Raw genomic sequence first — 22005 nt, 5'->3', positions numbered from 1 at the left:
AATTAAGGGGAGTAATGAATGAGGAGGAGAAACAATTGCTTAAAAAAATAGTAACACTGTTGACAGCAATTACACTTGCTTTAGCAATTCTACCGCTAGGTCAACAAGCTGAAGCATCTACTACATATACCTTTATGAAAGCAAATTATAATGAAACTGAAGATAAGAATGGAACGGTGACGCGTACATTAAAAAGCGTCACTTTAAAAAATAGTTCTGGAAAAACAGCAACATTAAGCCTTTCAAATACAGGTAAATTCTATATTAATAATACGCTGACAAATATAGCTGGTTTTAAAGCGGGTATGAATGTCACGATTAAACTAAAATCAGGTAAGATCACTGAATTACGCGGTTCTACAAATGACGGGGACGGTTCAATTGTTGAAAATAGTAAACAAATATCAGGTGTAGTTACCCAAATCGATCCAAACGGTCTACAAGTCCGCGTAAAGGTAGATGGGGCATCGACGAAAACGTTTACTGTAACTAATAATACAGAAGTGTTTAAAGGGAAATCTTTTGTAGATATTAGTACCCTATATGTAGGGGACCGTGTACGTTTAAAATTTGCTACAGCCAATACATCTCGTATTGCCGAGATTAATATTATGAGTACAGCCAACATGGTTGCAGATTTATACAAAGCAAATTTAAATACGGTTAATACTAATAAAAATACAATAAATGTTCAAAATGCCCATACTTTATTGAATTGGCGTTTCGGAACTGGAAACATAAAAACAAAGGCTACTTTCAACTTTACTAATAATACAACCATTTATGCAGGGAATAAAAAAATATCAAAAAATCAATTGAAAAACTATAACAACAGTGATATTTATTTTGTAACAAAAGAACAGTTTAATAAAGAAGTAATCGATAAAATTATTGTATTAGCCAAAAATGAACGTACATTCTATCAACCAATTAATCGTGTGAATATTGGTGTAAATATGCTGGAATTAAAAAATGCACAGAAATTAAATTATCATAATGGATCGATTTTATTACGCAATGGTCGATTAGTAGAACCTGAAGGATTAATCGCATTGGATTTAGCACAAAAACCAATTTCGACAACAGCCTTTGTATTAACGGATGGTGGTGCGAAAAATGACTATGCGCATATTGTAAATGTTACAAATGATGCGTTTTTAGCGCCGAATTTATCAAAATACCAACTTTACTTTGGCCGAATTGATGTCGCAGATTTAGACGCATATGAAGTGGACTTATCTGATTTGCAACGTTTTGATAATCATTTCTGGAGTTCAGATAATCGAATTTCCCAATTTGGATACAGCAATTCTACAATTGCATCTGAACTGGATGGGACAAAGCAATTTAAAGTAATACCTGAATTGGACTTAGATTTATATGATAATTATACAAACTCGCCAAATCCTTATTATGCATACTTCTATGTAAAGGATGGACATATTCAAGGCATTCACTTTGTTCCAAACGAAAGATTGGCAACGTTAACTTTGACAGGACGAGTAAGCTCGGTGAACTTCAATACGAAAAAGATTTCAGTTATTAATAGTAGCCAGTGGGGGAACGACGGCCATTGGAATTTCCGATACGGTTCACTTACATTAGACTTATCCAAAGCAATGATTGTTAAAGATGGAAAAGTGGTTGATATTGAGGAAATTAATAAAGGAAGTCAAGTAACAGCTGTTGCACGTTCGACATCTGATGTATATGTACTACTTATAAACTAAACTGATAAGGCATGTGAGATGTGCCTCTCACATGCCAATACTATTTTACGGAATAATTTAAGGAAATGAGGACGAATTTGTGAGGAAAAAGTTTAACTTAAACTTTGTAGCAGTATGTTCATTTTTAATTATAGTACTACTCGTCCACCCGTCGAGTAGTTCAGCCCAGTCAATTGATTTAACAGGTGGAGTTAAAAATGAGTATGAATACGAAGAGTATTTCTTTTTAACAGGGAAACCAATTAAATTTACGGGAACTAATAAAAACGTTTCTGTAAACAAAACAGAACGTCAAGGTAAATTAACTGAAACATATAAATTTACGTTATCAGGACCAAGTGGAGAAAAATTAACGAGAAACTTTACGTATACATATGATGTAACAAACTATGACCAGGTCGGTCAAAGTTCGGCGACTGGTAGCGTAACAAAATTTACAGAAAAAATTACTATTGGTGACCGTACATTTACATTGGCGGATTACCAACTCTCAAAAAGTACAATTACAGACAAGCGTCCAGCATCTGACTATTACTCTGGAGAAGCGATTGCCCGTAAAACATATACCGAATCGACAGGTCGGGGAAAAGATGCTGTAACAAAAACAATTACAGTAGAGGCAAGCAGCCGAAATGAAGGATATGAAAACTTCTGGGGTGCCACTGAAACTCAAATTACCGATTTTGAAATTGTATATGAAGACGGGTCAATCGGAACGGTAAAAAACAAAGTTTCTACAGCTAAATCACGCACTTTGGACTTCAATCAAAGTGATGCTACTTTATCCAGCTTTAACGGCAACTATAAAACAGTTAGCTCGGCAGATTCATTATCTGAATATGAATACGATTTACCTGCCGGAAGAGGAAGAGTGGCAAGTAGCATTGACTATATGCCAAAGCTAGAAATGCTGAAGATCCCAAAATTCCGTGATTTATCAACAAATTGGGCTCGTGAACAAATTGAAAAATTATATTCACTTGGGATTTTGGAGGATCAATCCAACTTCTTCTCTCCTAATACACCAGTGCAACGTTTAGACTTTGCCATTGCAATCGGTAAAGCAATAGACCTACGTGTATTGGAAGAGCAAAACAATCGCCGTCCTACTTCACAGCCGACCATTTTTAAAGATGTAAAGCGCACTACGAAAGATCACAATTATTTAGTTGCAGCAGTGAATAAAGGGGTTATTAAAGGGACGACACCGAATACTTTTGACCCTGATGGATTTTTAACACGTCAGCAAGCAGCGACAATTTTAGTACGTGCCCTTGGTTTAGAAGGGAAAGCGCCAGATCCAGGCTATACAACGGATTATAAAGATGACTACAGAATTACAGATTATGCACGAGATGCCATATATGTAGCGACACAGTTAGGGTTAATGTCCGGCAGCAACGGTTATTTTAATCCGAAAGATACGTTAACACGTGCACAATCTTCGGCAATCATTGAACGATTTTTACGCTATTTAGAAAACGATTTAAAAGAAAACTACCGTGACAATATTCTGTTCTTTAACTAAGGAGTTGCAAAAATGAATAAAATGAAGAAACTAATGGCGATGTTGCTATCTTGTCTTCTAGTTCTCTCTTTAGCTTTTCCATTTGGTCCGATAGAGGTGGAAGCAGCAAACAAGCAAATTTCGGATATTGCTAAATCTAATTCGAAATATAAAGCGGCTAAATGGGCAGTAGACAAGGATTATATGCAATTATATGGCGGGAACAAATTCCAATCTGGCACTCTCGTTATGGAATGGCAAATGCTTCAGTTTTTAGCGAAGTTAGATAGTAATTATCATTTCAATACGAACAATAAGGATATGTTATATGAATATTACAGTGAGTTGAATATACCGCTATATGGAGCAGACAATCCATCAAAGCGAAATGCAAACATTTCCAGAGGTCATTTTGCCCGCCTATATGCGGCAGTGAATGGTTTAGATTTATCGGAAGTACAAGCAGTTCAATATTTATATATGAATGAAATTACTACTGGAACATCTGGTAAGCGCACATTTGAAGATTATAAGCCGACCCGCAATATTAACCGGGGAGATATGGCCGTTTTTATGTATCGAATTAATCAGCAAGGGAAAATGGCGATAGAAGGATTATCAAGCGCTCCTACTGGTAAGGACAATAATAAGATAACGTTGCCAACAAACTTTATTGAAAGTAAAGATGGAACGGTAACCATTCCAACAAAGCCAGGCAAAAATCCGGATGATAAAACGACTAGACCGGACGTTTACAAAGCTGTAAAAGACATTAAAGTAGCAAAAGAAGAACTAACTGCCAACGGTCTGGATTCCTCTTTAATTACAATTAATTTGCGCGATAGCTATGGCAATGACATTTCATATGATGAATCGCTTGCATTTAAAGTTACCTCTGTAGCTGGAGCGAAAGTATCGGAAACGAACACGAGTACAAGTGGACAATCGACAGTAGTATATACAGATGGCCCTCAGTTAAATGTATATGTGACAGCACCGGCACTTACAAAGTCGGTAGTTGATACGATTCGCTTTGAAATGGTCAATCCAACGGAGAAATACCACACATATAAAAATCAAGTCATTGAAGTATCGATGCGATATGTACCAAAAGCAGAGCTTCGCATTACGTATGAAGTGTTTGATCCAGAGCAGACAGAATGGAATGGCGGTACGGTTGATCCTGGAGTAAAACCATTGCCAGCTTTACCACAAGGTGTAGTTGGAACAACGACTGTACCATATACACCAAATGGGATTATTACAATTACCGATTATGACGAAGATATAAAAGTAATGACAGGCTCTAAATGGGAATCTTATACGACATCCGATGGTAAATTAACACAAGGGCAAGTCACTTCAAAGGAAATACAATACGGAAATGCCGACTTAAAATTAGAAGGCCAAATTATTTCTGTTTGGTTATTTGAACAAATTTTAGATTATATGATTGAAGGACCGAAAGATGAATCTTCATGGGGCGGTCTAGGAAATGCGAAAGTAATGTACACAGTAAATAATGAAGGACGAGCAACATACGATCTTCAAGGCGTTATGAGTGAAGAAGATACAGTTCCCTTCAATTCTATGCTACATGCTGTCATTATTTATTTAACAGGCAAGTTTTTACCGATTGCAGATCAAATTACATTAGCGCACGAAGAATCGGTCGAAGTAATAAAAGCAATGTACGATCGCTTAGGACAAATCGATAAAAATTTACTGCGAAAAGATTATGCAGACCTAATCGGAAAACTGGAAGGCGCTGTATCAAAAATTGCCGTTTTACAGGCAGGGAAAGAATTACAACAACGTCCGGAAGGCATGGATCGATATACAAAAGTTATTGTCAATTTAGTAGCGCCAAGTGGTGTTATTATTACTGATTATAAAGGAACAGTAGAAGTATCGTTCAATGGGAAAACTCGTGTTGTATCATTTGATACGAATACTAAAGACTACAATAATAACACAGGTAGCCGCGGGTCTGCAGTTGTATACTTTGATGATATTCTATACGGCAATTCACAGGTAAAAGCACGATTGATTGATTTGGATCCACGTTATGATAAAGTTTTTCAAGGACTGAAAAATACGACTGTTACACAATCAGTATTTTCAAATCCACGTTTTGAAAATAATTTATGTGCAGTTGAATCTGAAGTTATGTTTGTTGTGGATCATTCAGGTTCGATGAAAGTACGGGATGCGAAAAATTATACAGCAGACAAAGTGAAACAGACGGTGAAGCAAATTGGAGCGAATCCAAGTCATGTGTATCGATTCAGCAATCGTTCAAACCATGAAGCAACAGATACAGCAGCAATCGTTTCAGGTATTGATAGCTTACTGAGCTATAAAAATGAGAATCGTTCGACGAATATTGTATCAGCATTAAAAACGGCAGTGAATAATTTCACTACGAATCAATATACAAATAAGGCAATTGTATTGGTAACGGATGGCTATTCAAACAGTAATGGACTAGATGAGGTTATCCGAATGGCAAAAGAAAAGGGAATTGCGATTCATACTGTTTCAGTTGGCTCATACACAACTGTGAATGAAAAGTTATTGAAAGATATATCATCTGAAACAAAAGGTACGTATCAAAACATTTCAACAATCGAGAATTTACATGGCTCGTTACAATCGATTATTACTACGATTTTATGTAAAACTCCAACTTTGAATAATAGTTGTTTAGTAGGGGACACAATCTTTAATCGTACAGATGTACGTATAGAAGAACGTGTAACAATTCTCGCGGATGTAAATACAGGCTGTGAAAATGTAAAAGCGGTGCGTGTCGTATTTATTTCGCCTAGTGGAGATGTGCGTTATGATTTACCTGAACGTGGTTCATCGCGCTTTATGCATCGACCGCAATTATATGAATTCCCTGAATTTGATTTATACGTAGAAGTTGAATTCCAAGCTCTAGATGAATCAGGAAACGTTATCGCGACAAAAATTCATAATATGTGACAAATTAGAAGCTCATTGCATAAGTGAGCTTCTTTTTCGGTTTGTATGATTGAAATCTATGTCGAACTTTGTTAAACTTACATTAGAATAATTCTAATTTAACTTTTTGAAATTAGGGTATATATCATCGTAGCAAAAAAATTTTCAACTCTTATCGATCAAAAATCGGAAAAGAGGATTTGATTTATCATATTCAGCAAATACTTTCATAGCATGTTCACAAACTAAACGTGAGTCATGCTACCTTTATGTTACAATAGAATCTATGAATTAGAACGTGTGAGGTGTAGAGGTTCATGCATACATTAGTAGTAGGCTTGAATTATAAAACAGCGCCAGTAGAAATTCGTGAAAAGTTATCGTTTATCGAATCGGATCTTCCGAATGCTATGGAGGCGCTACAAAAGCAAAAAAGCATATTAGAAAACGTAATTATCTCTACTTGTAACCGTACAGAAATTTATGCGGTTGTTGATCAATTACACACTGGCCGCTATTATATTAAACAATTTTTGGCTAACTGGTTTAACATCCCAATGGAGCAATTCGAGGATCATTTATTCATTTATGAAGAGGATGAGTCGTTAAACCACCTATTCCGTGTAACGGCTGGTATTGATTCAATGGTATTAGGCGAAACACAAATCTTAGGACAAGTTAAAAAGAGCTTTTTACAAGGTCAAGAAATTGGTACTACTGGAACCGTTTACAACCAGTTATTTAAACAAGCAGTTACATTTGCTAAACGCGCCCATAGTGATACAGCGATTGGTGAAAATGCTGTATCTGTTTCATATGCAGCCGTAGAACTTGCAAAGAAAATTTTCGGTTCTTTACAAAATAAACATGTTGCAATTTTAGGTGCAGGTAAGATGGGTGAATTGGCGATTCAAAACCTATATGGCAACGGTGTAGGTAAAGTAACGGTTATTAATCGTACATTTGAAAAAGCCCAAAATTTAGCATCGAAATTCGATGGTAAGGCAAAAGCAATGAATGAATTACAATGTACTCTTTTAGAAGCGGATATTTTAATCAGTTCTACAGGAGCAACAGATTATGTCATTGATTACGATCTAATGAAGGACGTTGCAAAATTCCGTAAGGGTGACCCATTATTTATGGTCGATATTGCAGTACCACGAGATTTAGATCCGCGTATTGGCGATGTACCGAATATTTTCCTGTATGATATTGATGATTTACAAGGAATTGTACAAGCGAACTTGGCGGAGCGTGAGCGTGCGGCAAATGAAATTATGACGATGATTCATAACGAAATTATTCAATTCAAAGATTGGTTTAATACGCTTGGTGTCGTTCCGGTTATTTCTGCATTGCGTAAAAAAGCGTCATCTATACAGGAAGAAACGATGATGAGCATTGAAAATAAGATGCCAAACTTAACGGAACGCGAGCGTAAAATAATTAATAAACATACGAAGTCAATTATTAATCAGTTGCTGAAAACGCCGATTCTTCAAGCAAAAGAGCTTGCCAATGACAAAGATGCAGAAGCACAGCTTGCACTATTCCAACAAATTTTCGGGATTGAAGATGAAGTGCAGCAAGAAGTACAGCAGATGCATGTTGTCAAATCAACATCCAACAAAAAAGTTGAAGAAGTGAACTTAAGTCCGGGTTTAACTTATTAATTGAACAATAGCCAATAGACATTGAGCCTTACCAAATGAACATAAGCGTTTTCGTATCTATATGGTAAAATCATAGATACCGAAAGCGCTTTTTTCATAAGTGGGTTTTAGTTTTAAACAGGAGTAGGGTGCATATGACAGAACTAGTAATGACAAGATTATATGAGCTCATGATTATTCTCTACGGGCTTTGTATCGTACTGTATTTTACTGATTATCTTTATAAAAATGTGAAATTCAGACGTGTTGCGTTTTGGTTTGTTTCGATAGTGTGGATATTGCAAATATTATTTATTGTATTGTTTATTTTCGAAACAAAACGATTCCCAATTTTGTCTCTGTATGAGGGTGTATTCTTTTATGCGTGGCTTCTAACTACGCTGTCGATCGTGCTACATTGTATTGCCCGTGTCGACTTACCGGTATTTTTTATAAATGTATTGAGCTTTATATTTATGACAATCCATTTATTTGCACCTCAATCAAACGCTCAAATTGTGAGTGATTCTTTAGTTTCGGAAATGTTATTGATCCATATTAGCTTTGCGATTATGTCTTACGCCGCTTTTTCTGTGGCGTTTGTCTTTTCGCTACTATATATAATTTTATATCGAATCTTAAAGCGGAAAAAATTAAATAATTTGTGGTCAAGATTGCCAAGTTTGCAACAAATGGTTAAATGGATTAATCTATCGACAATAATCGGAATTCCATTGCTGCTTATAAGTTTAATTTTAGGGTTGGAATGGGCATTTTTAACATTAGAGAATGTTTCTATTTTTGATGTTAAAATTTTAGGCTCTTTCATCGTATCCGTTATTTACTTAATTATTTTCTTACTGCATCGAAGAGGTAGGTTAGTTGGGACGACTTATGCACAAGTGCATGTTGGGTTATTTCTGCTCGTCGTCATTAATTTCTTCCTTGGCAGCAAACTATCAAATTTCCATCTATGGGTTTAACAGAAAGGTCGGAGTATATTGAGAAAAATTATTGTAGGATCTCGTAGAAGTAAATTAGCATTAACACAGACAAATTGGTTCATTAATGAATTAAAGGCTGCAGGCGTTCCTTTTGATTTTGAGGTAAAGGAAATTGTCACAAAAGGAGATCGGATTTTAGATGTTCAGCTTTCTAAAGTTGGGGGTAAAGGTCTTTTTGTAAAGGAAATCGAACAAGCTTTATTTGATAAGGAAATCGATTTTGCAGTGCACTCTATGAAGGATATGCCGGCAGTATTACCAGAAGGTCTTGTAATCGGCTGTATCCCACCGCGTGAAGATGCGCGCGATGCCTTTATTTCAAACGGTCATGTGAAATTTGCCGATTTACCAAAAGGGGCAGTTGTCGGTACAAGCTCATTACGCCGAAGCGCCCAGTTATTACACGTGCGTCCGGACCTAGAAATTAAATGGATTCGTGGAAATGTGGGCACGCGCCTAAACAAATTAAAAACAGAAGGCTTTGATGCGATTATTTTGGCGGCAGCCGGCTTAAAACGTCTTGGCTGGAGCGATGATGTCGTAACAGAATACTTAGATACAGATATTTGTCTACCGGCTGTTGCACAAGGCTCGTTAGGTATTGAGTGCCGTGCTGATGATACAGAGCTTCTTGAGCAATTAGCGAAACTTACAGATAAAACAACGTGGAATACAGCACATGCTGAGCGCTCATTTTTAGCGGCAATGGATGGCGGTTGCCAAGTTCCGATTGCAGGCTATGCAGTAGCGGATGGGGAAACACTTACTTTAACAGGTTTAGTAGCAGCACCGGATGCGTCTGTCACATATAAAGAGACATTATCGGGCACAAATGCTGATGAATTAGGTAAAGCAGTTGCCGCAAAATTAACAGAGCAGGGCGCCTTTGATTTAATTCAAAAAGTAAAGGCTGAGCTTGATGCCGAGTAATGCTCTTTTAGGAAAGACAATTATTATTACAGGTTCAGCTGTTGTACAGTCAGTGCAGCAATTAATTGAGCAACATGGTGGGAAAGTATATAATTATCCATTAATCGAAACTGCTGAAATAGTTTCGGATGAAGATAACATATATACGGCTAACCTCGACTCGTATCAATGGTTAATTTTTACGAGTCAAAATGCCGTGACAAGCTTTATTAATAAGTGTGAGCGCAGTAGAATAAAGGTCCCATCGTCTATAAAAGTCGCAGCTGTCGGAGAAAAAACAGCTACACTTTTACAGCAGCACGGCTATTCTATTCACTTTATGCCGACTGTTTACAGTGCCGATGTATTCGTTAAGGAATTTGTTATGGAGCCAACAGAACGTGCATTATTTTTACGAGGCTCGATGGCGAAAAGTACAATACATAATGGCACTGGTGCAGACGAATGGACAGTTTACGAAACACGTCCTTGTACAACTTATTTACAAGACCTTGAACAATGCATACTTGAACACGAAGAACCAATTGTTATTTTTGCCAGTCCATCTGCAGTTGACATTTATGCTGAGCATATTGTTCCGAATGTGGACTGGCGATATGTTAAATTTGGCTCAATTGGTCATGTGACAACGTCCGCCCTTGCTAAATATGGGGTGGAACCAATTGTACAACCGAAAATCTATACGATGCAGGCTGTTATTGAGCAGCTCATCCTGGAGGAACAGAAAAAATGACAGAACTTTATTTCCAGCGTCACCGTCGTTTACGTCAAAGTGCAGCGATGCGTGCCCTAGTAAAAGAAACATACTTACAAAAAGAAGATTTAATTTATCCATTATTTATTATTGAAGGCGAAAATATTAAAAATCCTGTTAGCTCTATGCCAGGTGTATATCAATTATCACTGGATAAATTAAATGCCGAAGTGGATGAAATTGTTGAGTTAGGTATTCAGGCGGTACTTCTATTCGGTATTCCTGCTGAAAAGGATGCTGTTGGTACAGGAGCATACCATGACCACGGAATTGTTCAAAAAGCAACTCGGTTAATTAAAGAGCGTCACCCTAATCTTTTAGTAGTAGCGGATACATGTTTATGTGAATTTACAGACCACGGTCATTGCGGTGTGATTGAAGGAGAGCAAGTCCTGAATGATCCATCACTTGATGTGTTGGCACGTACTGCTGTTTCTCAGGCTAAAGCGGGTGCTGATATTATTGCACCATCGAACATGATGGACGGTTTTGTTGTGGCAATACGTGCAGGATTAGATGCAGCAGGATTCCAGCATATTCCGATCATGTCGTATGCAGTGAAATACGCATCTAGCTATTATGGTCCATTCCGTGAAGCAGCTGAGGGCGCTCCTCAGTTTGGTGACCGTAAAACGTATCAGATGGACCCTTCAAACCGAATGGAAGCAATTCGTGAAGCAACTTCAGATGTAGAAGAAGGAGCGGATTTCCTTATAGTTAAACCGGCACTAGCCTATATGGATATTATTCGCGATGTAAAAAATAGCTTCCCTGTGCCGGTAGTTGCGTATAACGTTTCAGGGGAATATTCGATGGTGAAAGCAGCTGCACAAAATGGCTGGATAGATGAAAAGGCTGTAGTACTTGAAACATTATTAGGTATGAAGCGTGCAGGATCTGACTTAATTATTACGTATCACGCAAAAGACGTTTGTCGTTGGCTGGAGGAAAAATAATATGACTAGTTATGAAAAATCAAAAGCAGCATTTACAGAAGCTGTTGACTTAATGCCAGGTGGGGTAAACTCGCCTGTACGTGCGTTTAAATCAGTAAACTTGGATCCGATTTTTATGGAATCGGGCAAAGGCGCGGTAATTAAAGATATTGATGGCAATGAATATATTGACTATGTATTATCATGGGGTCCGTTAATTTTAGGACATGCACATCCTGAAGTAGTATCTGCTATTCAGGACCAAGCTGCGAAAGGTGCATCGTTTGGTGCTCCAACACTTTCTGAAAACAAATTAGCAAAGCTTGTAATGGACCGCCTACCTTCTGTTGAAATGATTCGTTTTGTTTCTTCTGGAACTGAAGCAACGATGTCTGCATTACGTTTGGCACGTGGTTATACAGGACGCGATAAAATTTTGAAATTTGAAGGTTCTTACCACGGTCATGGTGATTCCCTTTTAATAAAAGCCGGTTCAGGTGTAGCAACGCTTGGTTTACCGGATTCTCCTGGTGTACCGGCAGATATTGCGAAAAATACTTTAACAGTTGCATACAACGATTTAGAGTCTGCAAAATTAGTATTTGAAAAATTTGGTTCAGAACTGGCAGCTGTTATTTTAGAGCCTGTTGCAGGAAATATGGGGGTTGTACCACCTCAACCAGGTTTCTTGGAAGGTTTGCGTAAGCTAACTGAGGAAAATGGAACACTTTTGATTTTTGATGAAGTAATGACAGGCTTCCGCGTCGATTACGGTTGTGCACAGGAGTACTATGGTATAACTCCGGATCTTACATGTTTAGGTAAAGTTATCGGTGGTGGTTTACCAGTAGGTGCGTTTGGTGGTAAACGTGAAATAATGGAGAAAATTGCACCGGCAGGTCCGATTTATCAAGCGGGGACATTATCAGGCAACCCACTTGCTATGACGGCTGGCTATGAAACACTATCTCGTTTAAATAAAGAATCGTATGAATATTTCCGTAAACTAGGTGACCAACTAGAAGAAGGTTTCCGCGCAGCAGCAACGAAATATAATATTCCACATACTGTGAATCGTGCAGGTTCAATGATTGGTTTCTTCTTTACAAACGAAGAGGTAATTGATTTTGAAACAGCAAAAAGCTCTGATTTAGAATTGTTTGCGGAATACTTTAAATTAATGGCGGAAGAAGGCATTTTCTTACCACCTTCACAATTTGAAGGATTGTTTATTTCAACAGCGCATACAGAAGAACATATCGCTAAAACAGTGCAAGCATTCCATCATGTATTTGCTAAATTAGCAAGATAATCTTACTTAATAAACTCATAAATCCCCTTTCTATGCATAATGTAAGCGTAGGGAGGGGATTTTTATGCAACAATGGCAAATGAATGAAACGTTTACATTTCCAAAGCAATTAGGGAATATCCAACAAAATTCAAAAATAGTAGTTGAACCGAAATGGCATGAAGAATTTAATGAAGATTCTGTAGTGATAAGAGGTATTTATGTAGTAAAAGGAAATATACAATTTGACCATAAAGCGAGAGAGGAGGAAATAGAGGAAGGCATATATATTGAGCATATCGATATAGAAAAGGATTACGGCTATTTTGAATATGCATTGCCTTTTTCGGTTGATTTCCCAAATGATCAGATTGAAAAGGTTTCTCTGCAAATAAATGAAATAAAACTAGAACCAAATAACGGGTACTGTTCATGTAGCTGGCAAGTTAATTGTAATGTGGAAAGAAAAGTACAAGCAATAGAAGAAGTTAAGAAAATCGATGAGGTAAAGGAAGTAAAGGCGGAGAAGGAAGTGGAAGTAATTCAAGAAATTAAAGAAATTAAAGAAACTGTCGAGCCAATTCCGCATATGGCTACTTCAGACCAACAGGAAGAAGAGGTTGAAAGCCATATTTTATTTCATGAGGAAGTGCAACGACAGGCTCAGCATCTTCCAGCAGAAGAAATTGATTTTTTGGAGCAGTTAGCAGATGCATACAGCCGTGTCCAAATTCAATTAAAAAAATAATAAAAGGGATTGGGACATAAGTAGAAATTTCTTCTTATAAGGGAAAATAATCTTATTAAGAAATTGATACTGTGTGAATTGATTGGAGTGAAGGGGCGACTCCTGGGGGAATAGCGCGACGCCTGAGACTACAGGCTCAGGCCGTGCCCCCGGAAAGCGTCCCCGTAACGGAAATCAATTTTGGCAGAAGCAGAAAACTATCTATTTTTTCTTTGAAAAAATAGATAGTTTTCGTTTTGTCCCAGGCTTTTTTGTTTAAAAAACCAAGCTTAAATAAAATCTGTCAATAATAAGTAGCAAAATAAAATTAGTATGGCTAATAATATGATATCGCCTGTTGTCGGAATGAGTATTGTACGTATTGCCTGGAAAATTGTCAGCGGTAGAATGCAATATCTCATGTAAAATCGGAATTTTCGTAACCATGGAGGTAATAAGAAAGGATTATAATTTTTTCGCAATTTCCAAACTCCTTTTGCATAGTATATGTTTAGAAATTAAAAAAAGTGTTTTCCGATAATGAATATGATACTTGAAATTTCATAAAAAACAGCTTAGAATTATTTTAACTATATATTTGAAGCGTTGAATAGGAAGAGTATGTATGAACATGATGTGCAGAGAGGAAACAGTAGCTGAAAAGTTTCTACATCATACTTACAGAAGGTAGCCTAGGAGCTGACTTAGTGAAATAGCAGTAGCTGAGTTCCGGTTTGACACCGTTATCGAATGAAGTGCCGATTGGGCATAGTAACGCCGCATTGTATGCGAGCGCTTGACATTTAAATCACAGGGTTTAAAGAAAGCGCTTGTCAGACGAGGAACGTAGCCGAGCGAAGACGCGAATTGAACATAGTGTTCATGAGCGACTGAGAGAGGCAAGTGACAAAGTATGCGATCGCTTGACTAAACCCTTCGGAATTAAAGGTGGTACCGCGAATTAACTCCCTCGTCCTTTTTTAGGCGAAGGGAGTTTTTTATTTTATTCAACTTGTATTTGAAAAGGAGAGATTCATCATGACGGAAATTACAATGCCAACAAAGTATGATCCAAAGTCAACAGAAGCCGGCCGCTATGAATGGTGGTTAAACGGTAAGTTTTTTGAAGCAGATCCAACGAGCGATAAAGAGCCGTATTCTATCGTTATTCCACCACCGAACGTAACAGGGAAACTACACCTTGGTCATGCTTGGGATACAACATTACAGGATATTTTAATCCGTATGAAACGTATGCAGGGATATGACGCGCTTTGGTTACCGGGTATGGACCACGCGGGTATTGCGACACAGGCAAAAGTCGAAGAAAAACTACGCGGTGAAGGCATTTCACGATATGATTTAGGCCGCGAGAAATTCCTGGAAAAGACGTGGGAATGGAAGGAAGAATACGCTTCACATATTCGTGAGCAATGGGCAAAACTTGGTTTAGGTCTTGACTACTCAAAAGAGCGCTTCACATTAGATGAAGGCTTATCAGAAGCAGTTAAAGAAGTATTCGTTAAGCTGTATGAAAAAGGTTACATTTACCGCGGTGAACGTATTATTAACTGGGATCCAGCTGCAAAAACTGCACTTTCTGATATTGAAGTAATTCATAAAGAAGTAGAAGGCGCATTTTATCATATGGAATACCCATTGGCAGATGGCTCTGGAAAATTACGTGTAGCAACTACACGTCCAGAAACAATGCTAGGTGACTCAGGTGTAGCTGTACATCCAAACGATGAACGTTATGCACACTTAGTAGGGAAAACGGTTATCCTTCCAATCGTAGGTCGCGAAATTCCAATCGTTGCGGATGATTACGTAGATATGGAATTTGGAACAGGTGTCGTAAAAATGACGCCAGCACATGACCCGAACGATTTTGAAGTAGGAAATCGCCATAATTTAGAACGTATTTTAGTAATGAACGAAGATGGTACAATGAATGATTTAGCTGGTAAATATGCTGGCATGGATCGTTTCGAGTGCCGTAAGCAGATTGTAGCCGATTTACAAGAGGCAGGCGTATTAATTGAAATTGAACCGCATACACACCAAGTAGGACACTCTGAGCGTACAAATGCAGTAGTAGAGCCATACCTTTCAAAACAATGGTTCGTAAAAATGGCACCACTTGCAGAAGAAGCATTAAAAATGCAAGAGGATGAAAATGAAAAAGTAAACTTCGTGCCAAACCGTTTCGAAAACACATATAACCGTTGGATGGAAAATATCCATGATTGGTGTATTTCCCGTCAATTATGGTGGGGGCACCAAATTCCAGCTTGGTACAATAATGAAACAGGCGAAATTTATGTTGGTAAGGAAGCACCAGCCGACAAAGAAAACTGGACACAAGATGAAGACGTATTGGATACGTGGTTCTCAAGTGCTTTATGGCCGTTTTCTACAATGGATTGGCCAAATGAAGAAGCAGATTTATACAAACGTTACTATCCAACAAACACACTAGTGACTGGTTATGATATCATCTTCTTCTGGGTAAGCCGTATGATTTTCCAAGGTAAAGAATTTACTGGTAAACGCCCATTCCAAGATGTGTTGATTCACGGTTTAGTACGTGATGCAGAAGGTCGTAAAATGTCCAAGTCACTAGGAAATGGCGTTGACCCAATGGATGTAATCGGTCAATATGGCGCGGACTCACTACGTTACTTCTTGGCAACAGGTTCTTCTCCTGGTCAGGATTTACGTTACTCTACAGAAAAAGTAGAATCTACATGGAACTTTGTAAACAAAATTTGGAATGCCTCTCGTTTTGCGTTAATGAACATGGAAGGTTTAACATATGAGCAAATTGATTTAACAGGTGACCTTTCAACAGCGGATAAATGGATTCTTTCACGCTTGAATGAAACAATCGACCGTGTAACAACTTTATCTGATAAATATGAGTTCGGTGAAGTAGGACGTGAGCTATACAACTTCATTTGGGATGATTTCTGTTCATGGTATATCGAAATGGCGAAATTACCATTATACGGTGAAGATGAAGCAGCGAAATTAACAACACGTTCAGTACTTGCCTATGTTTTAGACAATACAATGCGTTTACTGCACCCTTTCATGCCATTTGTAACAGAAGAAATTTGGCAGCACTTGCCACATGAAGGGGAGTCTATTACAGTAGCTGCATGGCCGACTGTAAACCCAGCATTCAACTTTACGGCAGAAGCAGGCGATATGCAGCTGTTAATGGATATTATCCGTTCAGTACGTAACATTCGTGCAGAAGTAAATACACCGATGAGCAAAAAAGTAGCGATGACGATATCGGCAAAAGATGCTGGTATTGCAGCAGTTCTTGAAGCGAACAAAGGTTACATCGAAAAATTCTGTAACCCTGATGGCTTAACAATCGGTACAGAGCTTGAAGCACCAGCACAAGCAATGTCGGCAGTTGTATCAGGCGCAGAAATCTTCATGCCGCTTGCAGGTTTAATCAATATTGATGAAGAAATTGCACGTCTTGAAAAAGAGCTTGAAAAGTGGGCAAAAGAAGTGAAATTAGTTTCTGGTAAATTATCTAATGAACGCTTTGTATCAAAGGCACCAGAAGCATTAGTAGCAACTGAACGTGAAAAGTTAGCCGACTATGAAGCGAAATATGCAACGGTTGAAAAACGTATTGCAGAATTAAAAAACATGTAATTTATACGAAAGGGGTGCCGGAATTCGGTGCCTCTTTCTTTTTATTTCGCTATAATATAATTGATTACATATTAGCCTTACTAGGGAGAGAAATTAAATGTTTCAATCGATTGAGCAGTGTACAAATTTTATTTTTCAATTAAAAGCAAGCCAATACAAAGGAGAACCTTTACAGTCAGCCAAAATGATTTTAAATGCACTTGGCAATCCGGAGAAAAAAAATAAATTTATTCATTTTGCAGGTTCGAATGGAAAGGGTTCTACTTTAAATGCGACACGTGAAATTTTAATGGCGCATGGTTTAACGGTAGGTGCTTTTATCTCTCCTCATTTAGAACGAGCAAATGAACGGGTGACTATAAATAAAAACCAAATCTCTGATGAAGATTTTCTAAATATCGCGAATCAGCTGAGTGAAGTAATTAAAGAAAAATTGGATGGCAAGTTTCCGAGCTTCTTTGAGTTTATGACACTCCTTGCCCTGCAATATTTTACAGAACAACAGGTAGATGTCGTTTTGCTTGAAACAGGAATCGGAGGGCGTTTGGATTCGACCAATGTTGTCATACCGGAAGTAAGCGTCATTACAACAATTTCATTAGAGCATACAGATATGCTTGGTGAAAGTTATGGGGAAATTGCAGCAGAAAAAGCCGGGATTATAAAAACAATGAAACCTGTAGTTGTAGGAGTGAAAAATAAAGAAGCATTATCGGTGATTAAAGAAACGGCGATTCAATTACATGCACCAATCTATATGATAAATGAGCAATTTTATATTGAAAACAATAAAAACTCGAATTTCGACTATGTATCAGATATAAATATCAGCAATATAACAATGGCTATGATCGGTGAGCATCAAAAGGAAAATGCCGCACTGGCAATTACTGCAGTGAAATTGTTCTTGCCATCTGTTGATGAAAAAAAAGTAAAACAAGCACTTCATGAGGCAAAATGGGATGGCCGATTTGAAAGGGTGACCGGCAATGTCATATTAGACGGTGCACATAATTCTGAAGGCACCATGGCATTAGTCGAAACAATAAAAGAATTTGCCCCACATCATAAAGTAAAGTTTATTTACGCAGCATTACAAGATAAAGACCATGCTGTCAGTATTGAATTAATGGATAAATTCGCTGCTGAGATGCATTTTACTCAGATAAATTTACCGCGCGCTGCAACAGCGAATCAGCTTTTCGAACAAAGTAACCATGCTAAGAAGTTTATGAATTCGAATTGGCAACAGTTGATTGAAACAGAAAAGGCAAAACTGGCGGAGAATGAACTGCTTGTTATTACGGGCTCGTTATATTTCATCGCTGAAGTACGAAGTCTATTTGTAAAGAAAGGGTGGATTTCATGATTCCGTTATTAAACCTTTATAAAGAGCGGTGGCAAGTGGAAAGTGAACAAATAATTAAGCCGGGATTAGCGGCAATTGAATCGGCTCTAACTATATTGGGACATCCTGAAAAGCAATTAAATGTCGTACATTTTGCCGGTACAAATGGAAAGGGCTCTACATTGTCGTTTGTAGAAGGAATAGCACGGGCTCACGGACTGTCGGTAGGTAAGTTTATGTCACCTTGCGTTGTAGATGTGCATGATCAAATACAAATCGATGGGAAGCCTATTTCTACAGATCAGATGGATCGGATGTTTCAGCACTTGGCTGAGGCGGGGCTAAGCGGGAAATTAACGGATTTTGAATTATTGACGGTCGTGGCCTTTCTTTATTTTGCCGATCAAAAGCCCGATTTAGTTTTAATCGAGGCAGGAATGGGTGGAAGAGAAGACAGCACGAACGTAGTTTTACCTATTGTTTCGGTTGTTCCGAGTATTGCATTGGAACATACAAAATTTTTAGGTGATACATTGACGAGTATCGCACGCCATAAAGCAGGGATATTCAAGAATAACTGCCCTGCTGTGATAGGGGAAATGCCTGGTAATGTAAAGGATGTTTTTGTACAGGAAGCCAAAGCAAAAAACGTAGCGTTATATTGTTATGGGCAACATTTTACCGTTACAAAAACAAACGGCTCTGAACTTTACGAAAATACGGTGTACGAAGTGAAATTCGGAAATTTACAGCGTCAGCTTTTAGGCGCACATCAAGGTCACAATATGTCTTTGGCCATTACTGCCTTTATGGAAGTGGCGAAAAAATTTCAGTTGGAGCTTGATGAGAGTAAAATTCAGATTGGTATAAAAAATGCTGTTCTTGCAGGCCGCTTTGAACAAGTCCTGCCAAATATTTATTTTGATGGTGCACATAACCCGGCAAGCATTCAATCACTGATCTCAACAATAAGGGAGCATTTTCCTAAGAAACGAATTGAATTCCTTGTAGGATTACTGGCGGATAAAGATGTCCAATCAATTTTAAAACTGTTAGAGGAAGTCGGAGATGCTTTTTACTTTGCCGATATCCAAAATGAACGGGCGATGAAAGCGTCGGTTATTTTTGAACTGAGCCAGGCAGAGAATAAATATATTATTAACGACCCAGTTAAGATTTTAACGGAGCCAGTGAAAGGTGATACGGTTAGAATTGTAACCGGCTCATTATATTTGTTAAGCGAGATTCGACAAAAATGTAAAAATATCATATGATTTTGCTAATAAACTTCGATTTGATGGTATTTCTTTGTTGTCGAGTGAAAATAAAGAAGAATATTAGCGAAACATTTTTAATGGGCGACGACAGCAGTCTCGCCCTTTTTTATGTCTATTTTGCTATGGTTGATTAAAAAGAGATGGAGCTGTAGCAAATATGAAAGCTTTAAAGAATAATGCCATTTTCCAAGCAATGTTCATTGGAAGTCTTACAGGGCTTGCTGGCGTCCTAGCATTTGTTTTTATTTTACAATTACCAACAACAGAAAAAGAAGTTGCAGAAACCATTCCAACAGTGCAAACAACTGAGGAACAACAGCAAGTGAAGCAGCAATATTTTGCATTACAACATGGTGTTTTCTCAAATTTTGATAGCGCAGCTCAATTTTTAGCGACTTACCCTACTTTAAATAAAGCGGCTGTAGTGAAAGTGGACGAGCAGTATTTTGTTTGGTCACGTCTTGATACAACGAAAGTCGATGCTGCATTAGCGTTAATACCAAGTGGATTTTATAAAAGTATAACAATTGCAAGCAGTTGTCCTAATAATGCTGAACTCCAGCTGCCAATTACCTTGAAAGATACGAAAATGTTTACAGGTCAACAAATGGATTCGATTGATGAACAACTTGTGCCAACGGACTGGATTGGGCTGGCATCGGAAGTTTCAAAGCTTTCAACTAACCCCAATATTATTCGGTTGCATATGTTTTTAAATTATTATGAGCGTCTAGATTGCCTTAAAGTAACATTTTAGTATAGAAAAATGCTAGAAATAGTCTATTTTAATGAAAAGTATCCACGGCAGTACAATGTTCAAATTTCCTATTGTCGGTTACTATAGATGATAGGAGGATTGGAAATGAATTTTACTACGAACGAACAACTTATTTTAGCTTCTTCATCACCACGAAGAAAAGAATTGCTCCAAATGATAAATATTCCCTTTACAATTGTCACAAGTGATGTAGTGGAAACGAGTGTCAAAGCAAATACAGTCCAGGAATATGTAACAGAAGTAGCGCTTTTGAAAACACGTGATGTCGCAAAAAAATGCCCGAATAAGTGCATTATTGGAGCAGACACTATTGTCGTGTTTAACGATCAAATATTACACAAACCTACTTCAAAAGAAGAAGCGATTCAGCATTTAACGCAGCTGGCGGGCAATCGTCATGAAGTGATGACAGCAGTAGCGATTATTTTAGCGGATGGAACAGAGCATACATTTGTTGAAAGGACTGCAGTTATTTTTAAACAGGTCTCTCCACAAATGATAGAAGCTTATGTGCAGACAGGAGATCCATTTGACAAAGCAGGGGGATATGGGATTCAAACGAGTGGCGCCATGCTCGTGGATCGCATAGAGGGAGATTATAACAATGTCGTCGGCTTGCCGATTGCATCGTTAGTTCAAAAAATGCTTACATTGCAACTACTAAAACTAACCTTTTAGGAGTGATGTCAATGACTGGAACACCGTTGTTAAATTTAAAAATTCATGATGTGCTTGAAGTAGACCGTCCGCGTGAGCGCCTTATACGTCAAGGTGCAAAAAGTCTGTCGAACCAAGAGCTTATTGCAATTCTTTTAGGAACAGGTACAAAGAAAGAGTCGGTACTGACGGTTGCTAATCGGGTATTGATAAACTTTGAGAAATTGCATAATTTAAAACATGCAACACTCGAGGAAATTATGGATATTAAAGGAATTGGCGAAGCGAAGGCAGTATTGTTATTAGCCGCGATTGAACTAGGGAGAAGGCTTGCAACAAAAGACTTAGAAGAACGTTTTACTATACGCTCTCCTGAAGATGCTGCAACCTTTTTAATGCAAGATATGACGTCATTGCAGCAGGAGCATTTTGTTTGCCTATTTTTAAATGTTAAAAATCAAGTGCTCCATAAACAAACAATTTTTGTTGGAAGTTTAAATGCAAGCATTGTTCACCCTAGGGAGATTTTCCGTGAAGCCGTTAAACGTTCCGCAGCATCAATCATCTGTGCTCATAACCATCCTAGCGGGGTACCTACACCTAGTCCGGAAGATGTCGATGTTACATCACGACTGTATGAGGCAGGTAAAATTGTCGGCGTTGATTTGCTTGATCATGTCATAATCGGTGATCATCAGTTCATAAGCATGAAAGAAAAAGGATATTTTTGATAGTGAAGACAAACGTAAGTGCACGTTTGT

General features: G+C 37.9%; 16 protein-coding genes and 1 other annotated feature. All 16 genes read left to right on the top strand.

Features of this window, described 5'->3' with window-relative positions:
- Nucleotides 1-35 precede the first annotated feature (35 nt).
- The 16 genes from MHH95_RS16905 (at nt 36) to radC (ending at nt 21975) form a co-directional block, all read left to right on the top strand.
- Entirely contained in the window at nt 36-1730 is a 1695-nt protein-coding gene (locus tag MHH95_RS16905) for a phosphate ABC transporter ATPase (RefSeq protein WP_340728556.1), read from the top strand.
- A gap of 79 nt (nt 1731-1809) precedes the next feature.
- Complete coding sequence (locus MHH95_RS16900) at nt 1810-3258, top strand: S-layer homology domain-containing protein (protein WP_340728555.1); 1449 nt, start codon at nt 1810-1812, stop codon at nt 3256-3258.
- 12 nt (nt 3259-3270) lie between these two features.
- A complete protein-coding gene (locus MHH95_RS16895; protein ID WP_191700372.1) occupies nt 3271-6228 on the top strand; it encodes a VWA domain-containing protein in 2958 nt (985 codons plus the stop codon).
- A gap of 296 nt (nt 6229-6524) precedes the next feature.
- The gene (gene hemA / locus MHH95_RS16890; RefSeq protein WP_340728554.1) at nt 6525-7883 is read left to right on the top strand and encodes a glutamyl-tRNA reductase; all 1359 of its coding nucleotides are present in this window, start codon (nt 6525-6527) and stop codon (nt 7881-7883) included.
- A 134-nt stretch (nt 7884-8017) separates the two neighbouring features.
- A complete protein-coding gene (gene ccsA, locus MHH95_RS16885) occupies nt 8018-8845 on the top strand; it encodes a cytochrome c biogenesis protein CcsA (RefSeq protein ID WP_191700370.1) in 828 nt (275 codons plus the stop codon).
- Between the two features lie 18 nt (nt 8846-8863).
- Nucleotides 8864-9796, top strand: coding sequence for a hydroxymethylbilane synthase (gene hemC, locus MHH95_RS16880; protein WP_340728553.1), 933 nt, complete (start codon nt 8864-8866; stop codon nt 9794-9796).
- Nucleotides 9786-10529 (top strand): uroporphyrinogen-III synthase, encoded by a 744-nt coding sequence (locus tag MHH95_RS16875; RefSeq protein ID WP_340728552.1) that lies wholly within the window; start codon nt 9786-9788, stop codon nt 10527-10529. Before hemC ends, MHH95_RS16875 begins: the two co-directional genes overlap by 11 nt.
- Nucleotides 10526-11506 carry a porphobilinogen synthase gene (hemB, locus tag MHH95_RS16870; RefSeq protein WP_340728551.1) on the top strand — a complete coding sequence of 327 codons (981 nt, stop codon included), beginning with the start codon at nt 10526-10528 and terminating at the stop codon, nt 11504-11506. Before MHH95_RS16875 ends, hemB begins: the two co-directional genes overlap by 4 nt.
- Before the next feature lies 1 nt (nt 11507).
- On the top strand, nt 11508-12797 hold the full coding sequence (gene hemL, locus MHH95_RS16865) for a glutamate-1-semialdehyde 2,1-aminomutase (RefSeq protein ID WP_340728550.1): 1290 nt from the start codon (nt 11508-11510) through the stop codon (nt 12795-12797).
- A 64-nt stretch (nt 12798-12861) separates the two neighbouring features.
- Nucleotides 12862-13524, top strand: a complete 663-nt coding sequence (locus MHH95_RS16860; protein ID WP_340728549.1) for an alanine racemase — start codon at nt 12862-12864, stop codon at nt 13522-13524.
- A 576-nt stretch (nt 13525-14100) separates the two neighbouring features.
- Nucleotides 14101-14484 (top strand) — a binding site (T-box leader).
- Nucleotides 14485-14541: 57 nt separating this feature from the next.
- Nucleotides 14542-17184, top strand: coding sequence for a valine--tRNA ligase (locus tag MHH95_RS16850; protein ID WP_340728548.1), 2643 nt, complete (start codon nt 14542-14544; stop codon nt 17182-17184).
- A gap of 97 nt (nt 17185-17281) precedes the next feature.
- Nucleotides 17282-18553: a bifunctional folylpolyglutamate synthase/dihydrofolate synthase gene (locus MHH95_RS16845; RefSeq protein WP_340728547.1), complete on the top strand. Its 1272-nt coding sequence runs from the start codon at nt 17282-17284 to the stop codon at nt 18551-18553.
- The gene (locus MHH95_RS16840; RefSeq protein ID WP_340728546.1) at nt 18550-19806 is read left to right on the top strand and encodes a bifunctional folylpolyglutamate synthase/dihydrofolate synthase; all 1257 of its coding nucleotides are present in this window, start codon (nt 18550-18552) and stop codon (nt 19804-19806) included. The genes MHH95_RS16845 and MHH95_RS16840 overlap by 4 nt, the downstream gene beginning before the upstream one ends.
- A gap of 160 nt (nt 19807-19966) precedes the next feature.
- Complete coding sequence (locus MHH95_RS16835) at nt 19967-20566, top strand: translation initiation factor 2 (RefSeq protein WP_340728545.1); 600 nt, start codon at nt 19967-19969, stop codon at nt 20564-20566.
- Nucleotides 20567-20671: 105 nt separating this feature from the next.
- Entirely contained in the window at nt 20672-21265 is a 594-nt protein-coding gene (locus MHH95_RS16830) for a Maf family protein (protein ID WP_340728544.1), read from the top strand.
- Nucleotides 21266-21276: 11 nt separating this feature from the next.
- Entirely contained in the window at nt 21277-21975 is a 699-nt protein-coding gene (gene radC / locus MHH95_RS16825; protein WP_318245204.1) for a RadC family protein, read from the top strand.
- The last annotated feature ends 30 nt before the right edge of the window (nt 21976-22005 follow it).

The organism is Solibacillus sp. FSL K6-4121 (genome assembly GCF_038002585.1).
GTDB lineage: Bacteria > Bacillota > Bacilli > Bacillales_A > Planococcaceae > Solibacillus > Solibacillus faecavium.
Note: the sequence above shows the minus strand (reverse complement) of the source record. Positions and strands in the feature narration are given on the sequence as shown.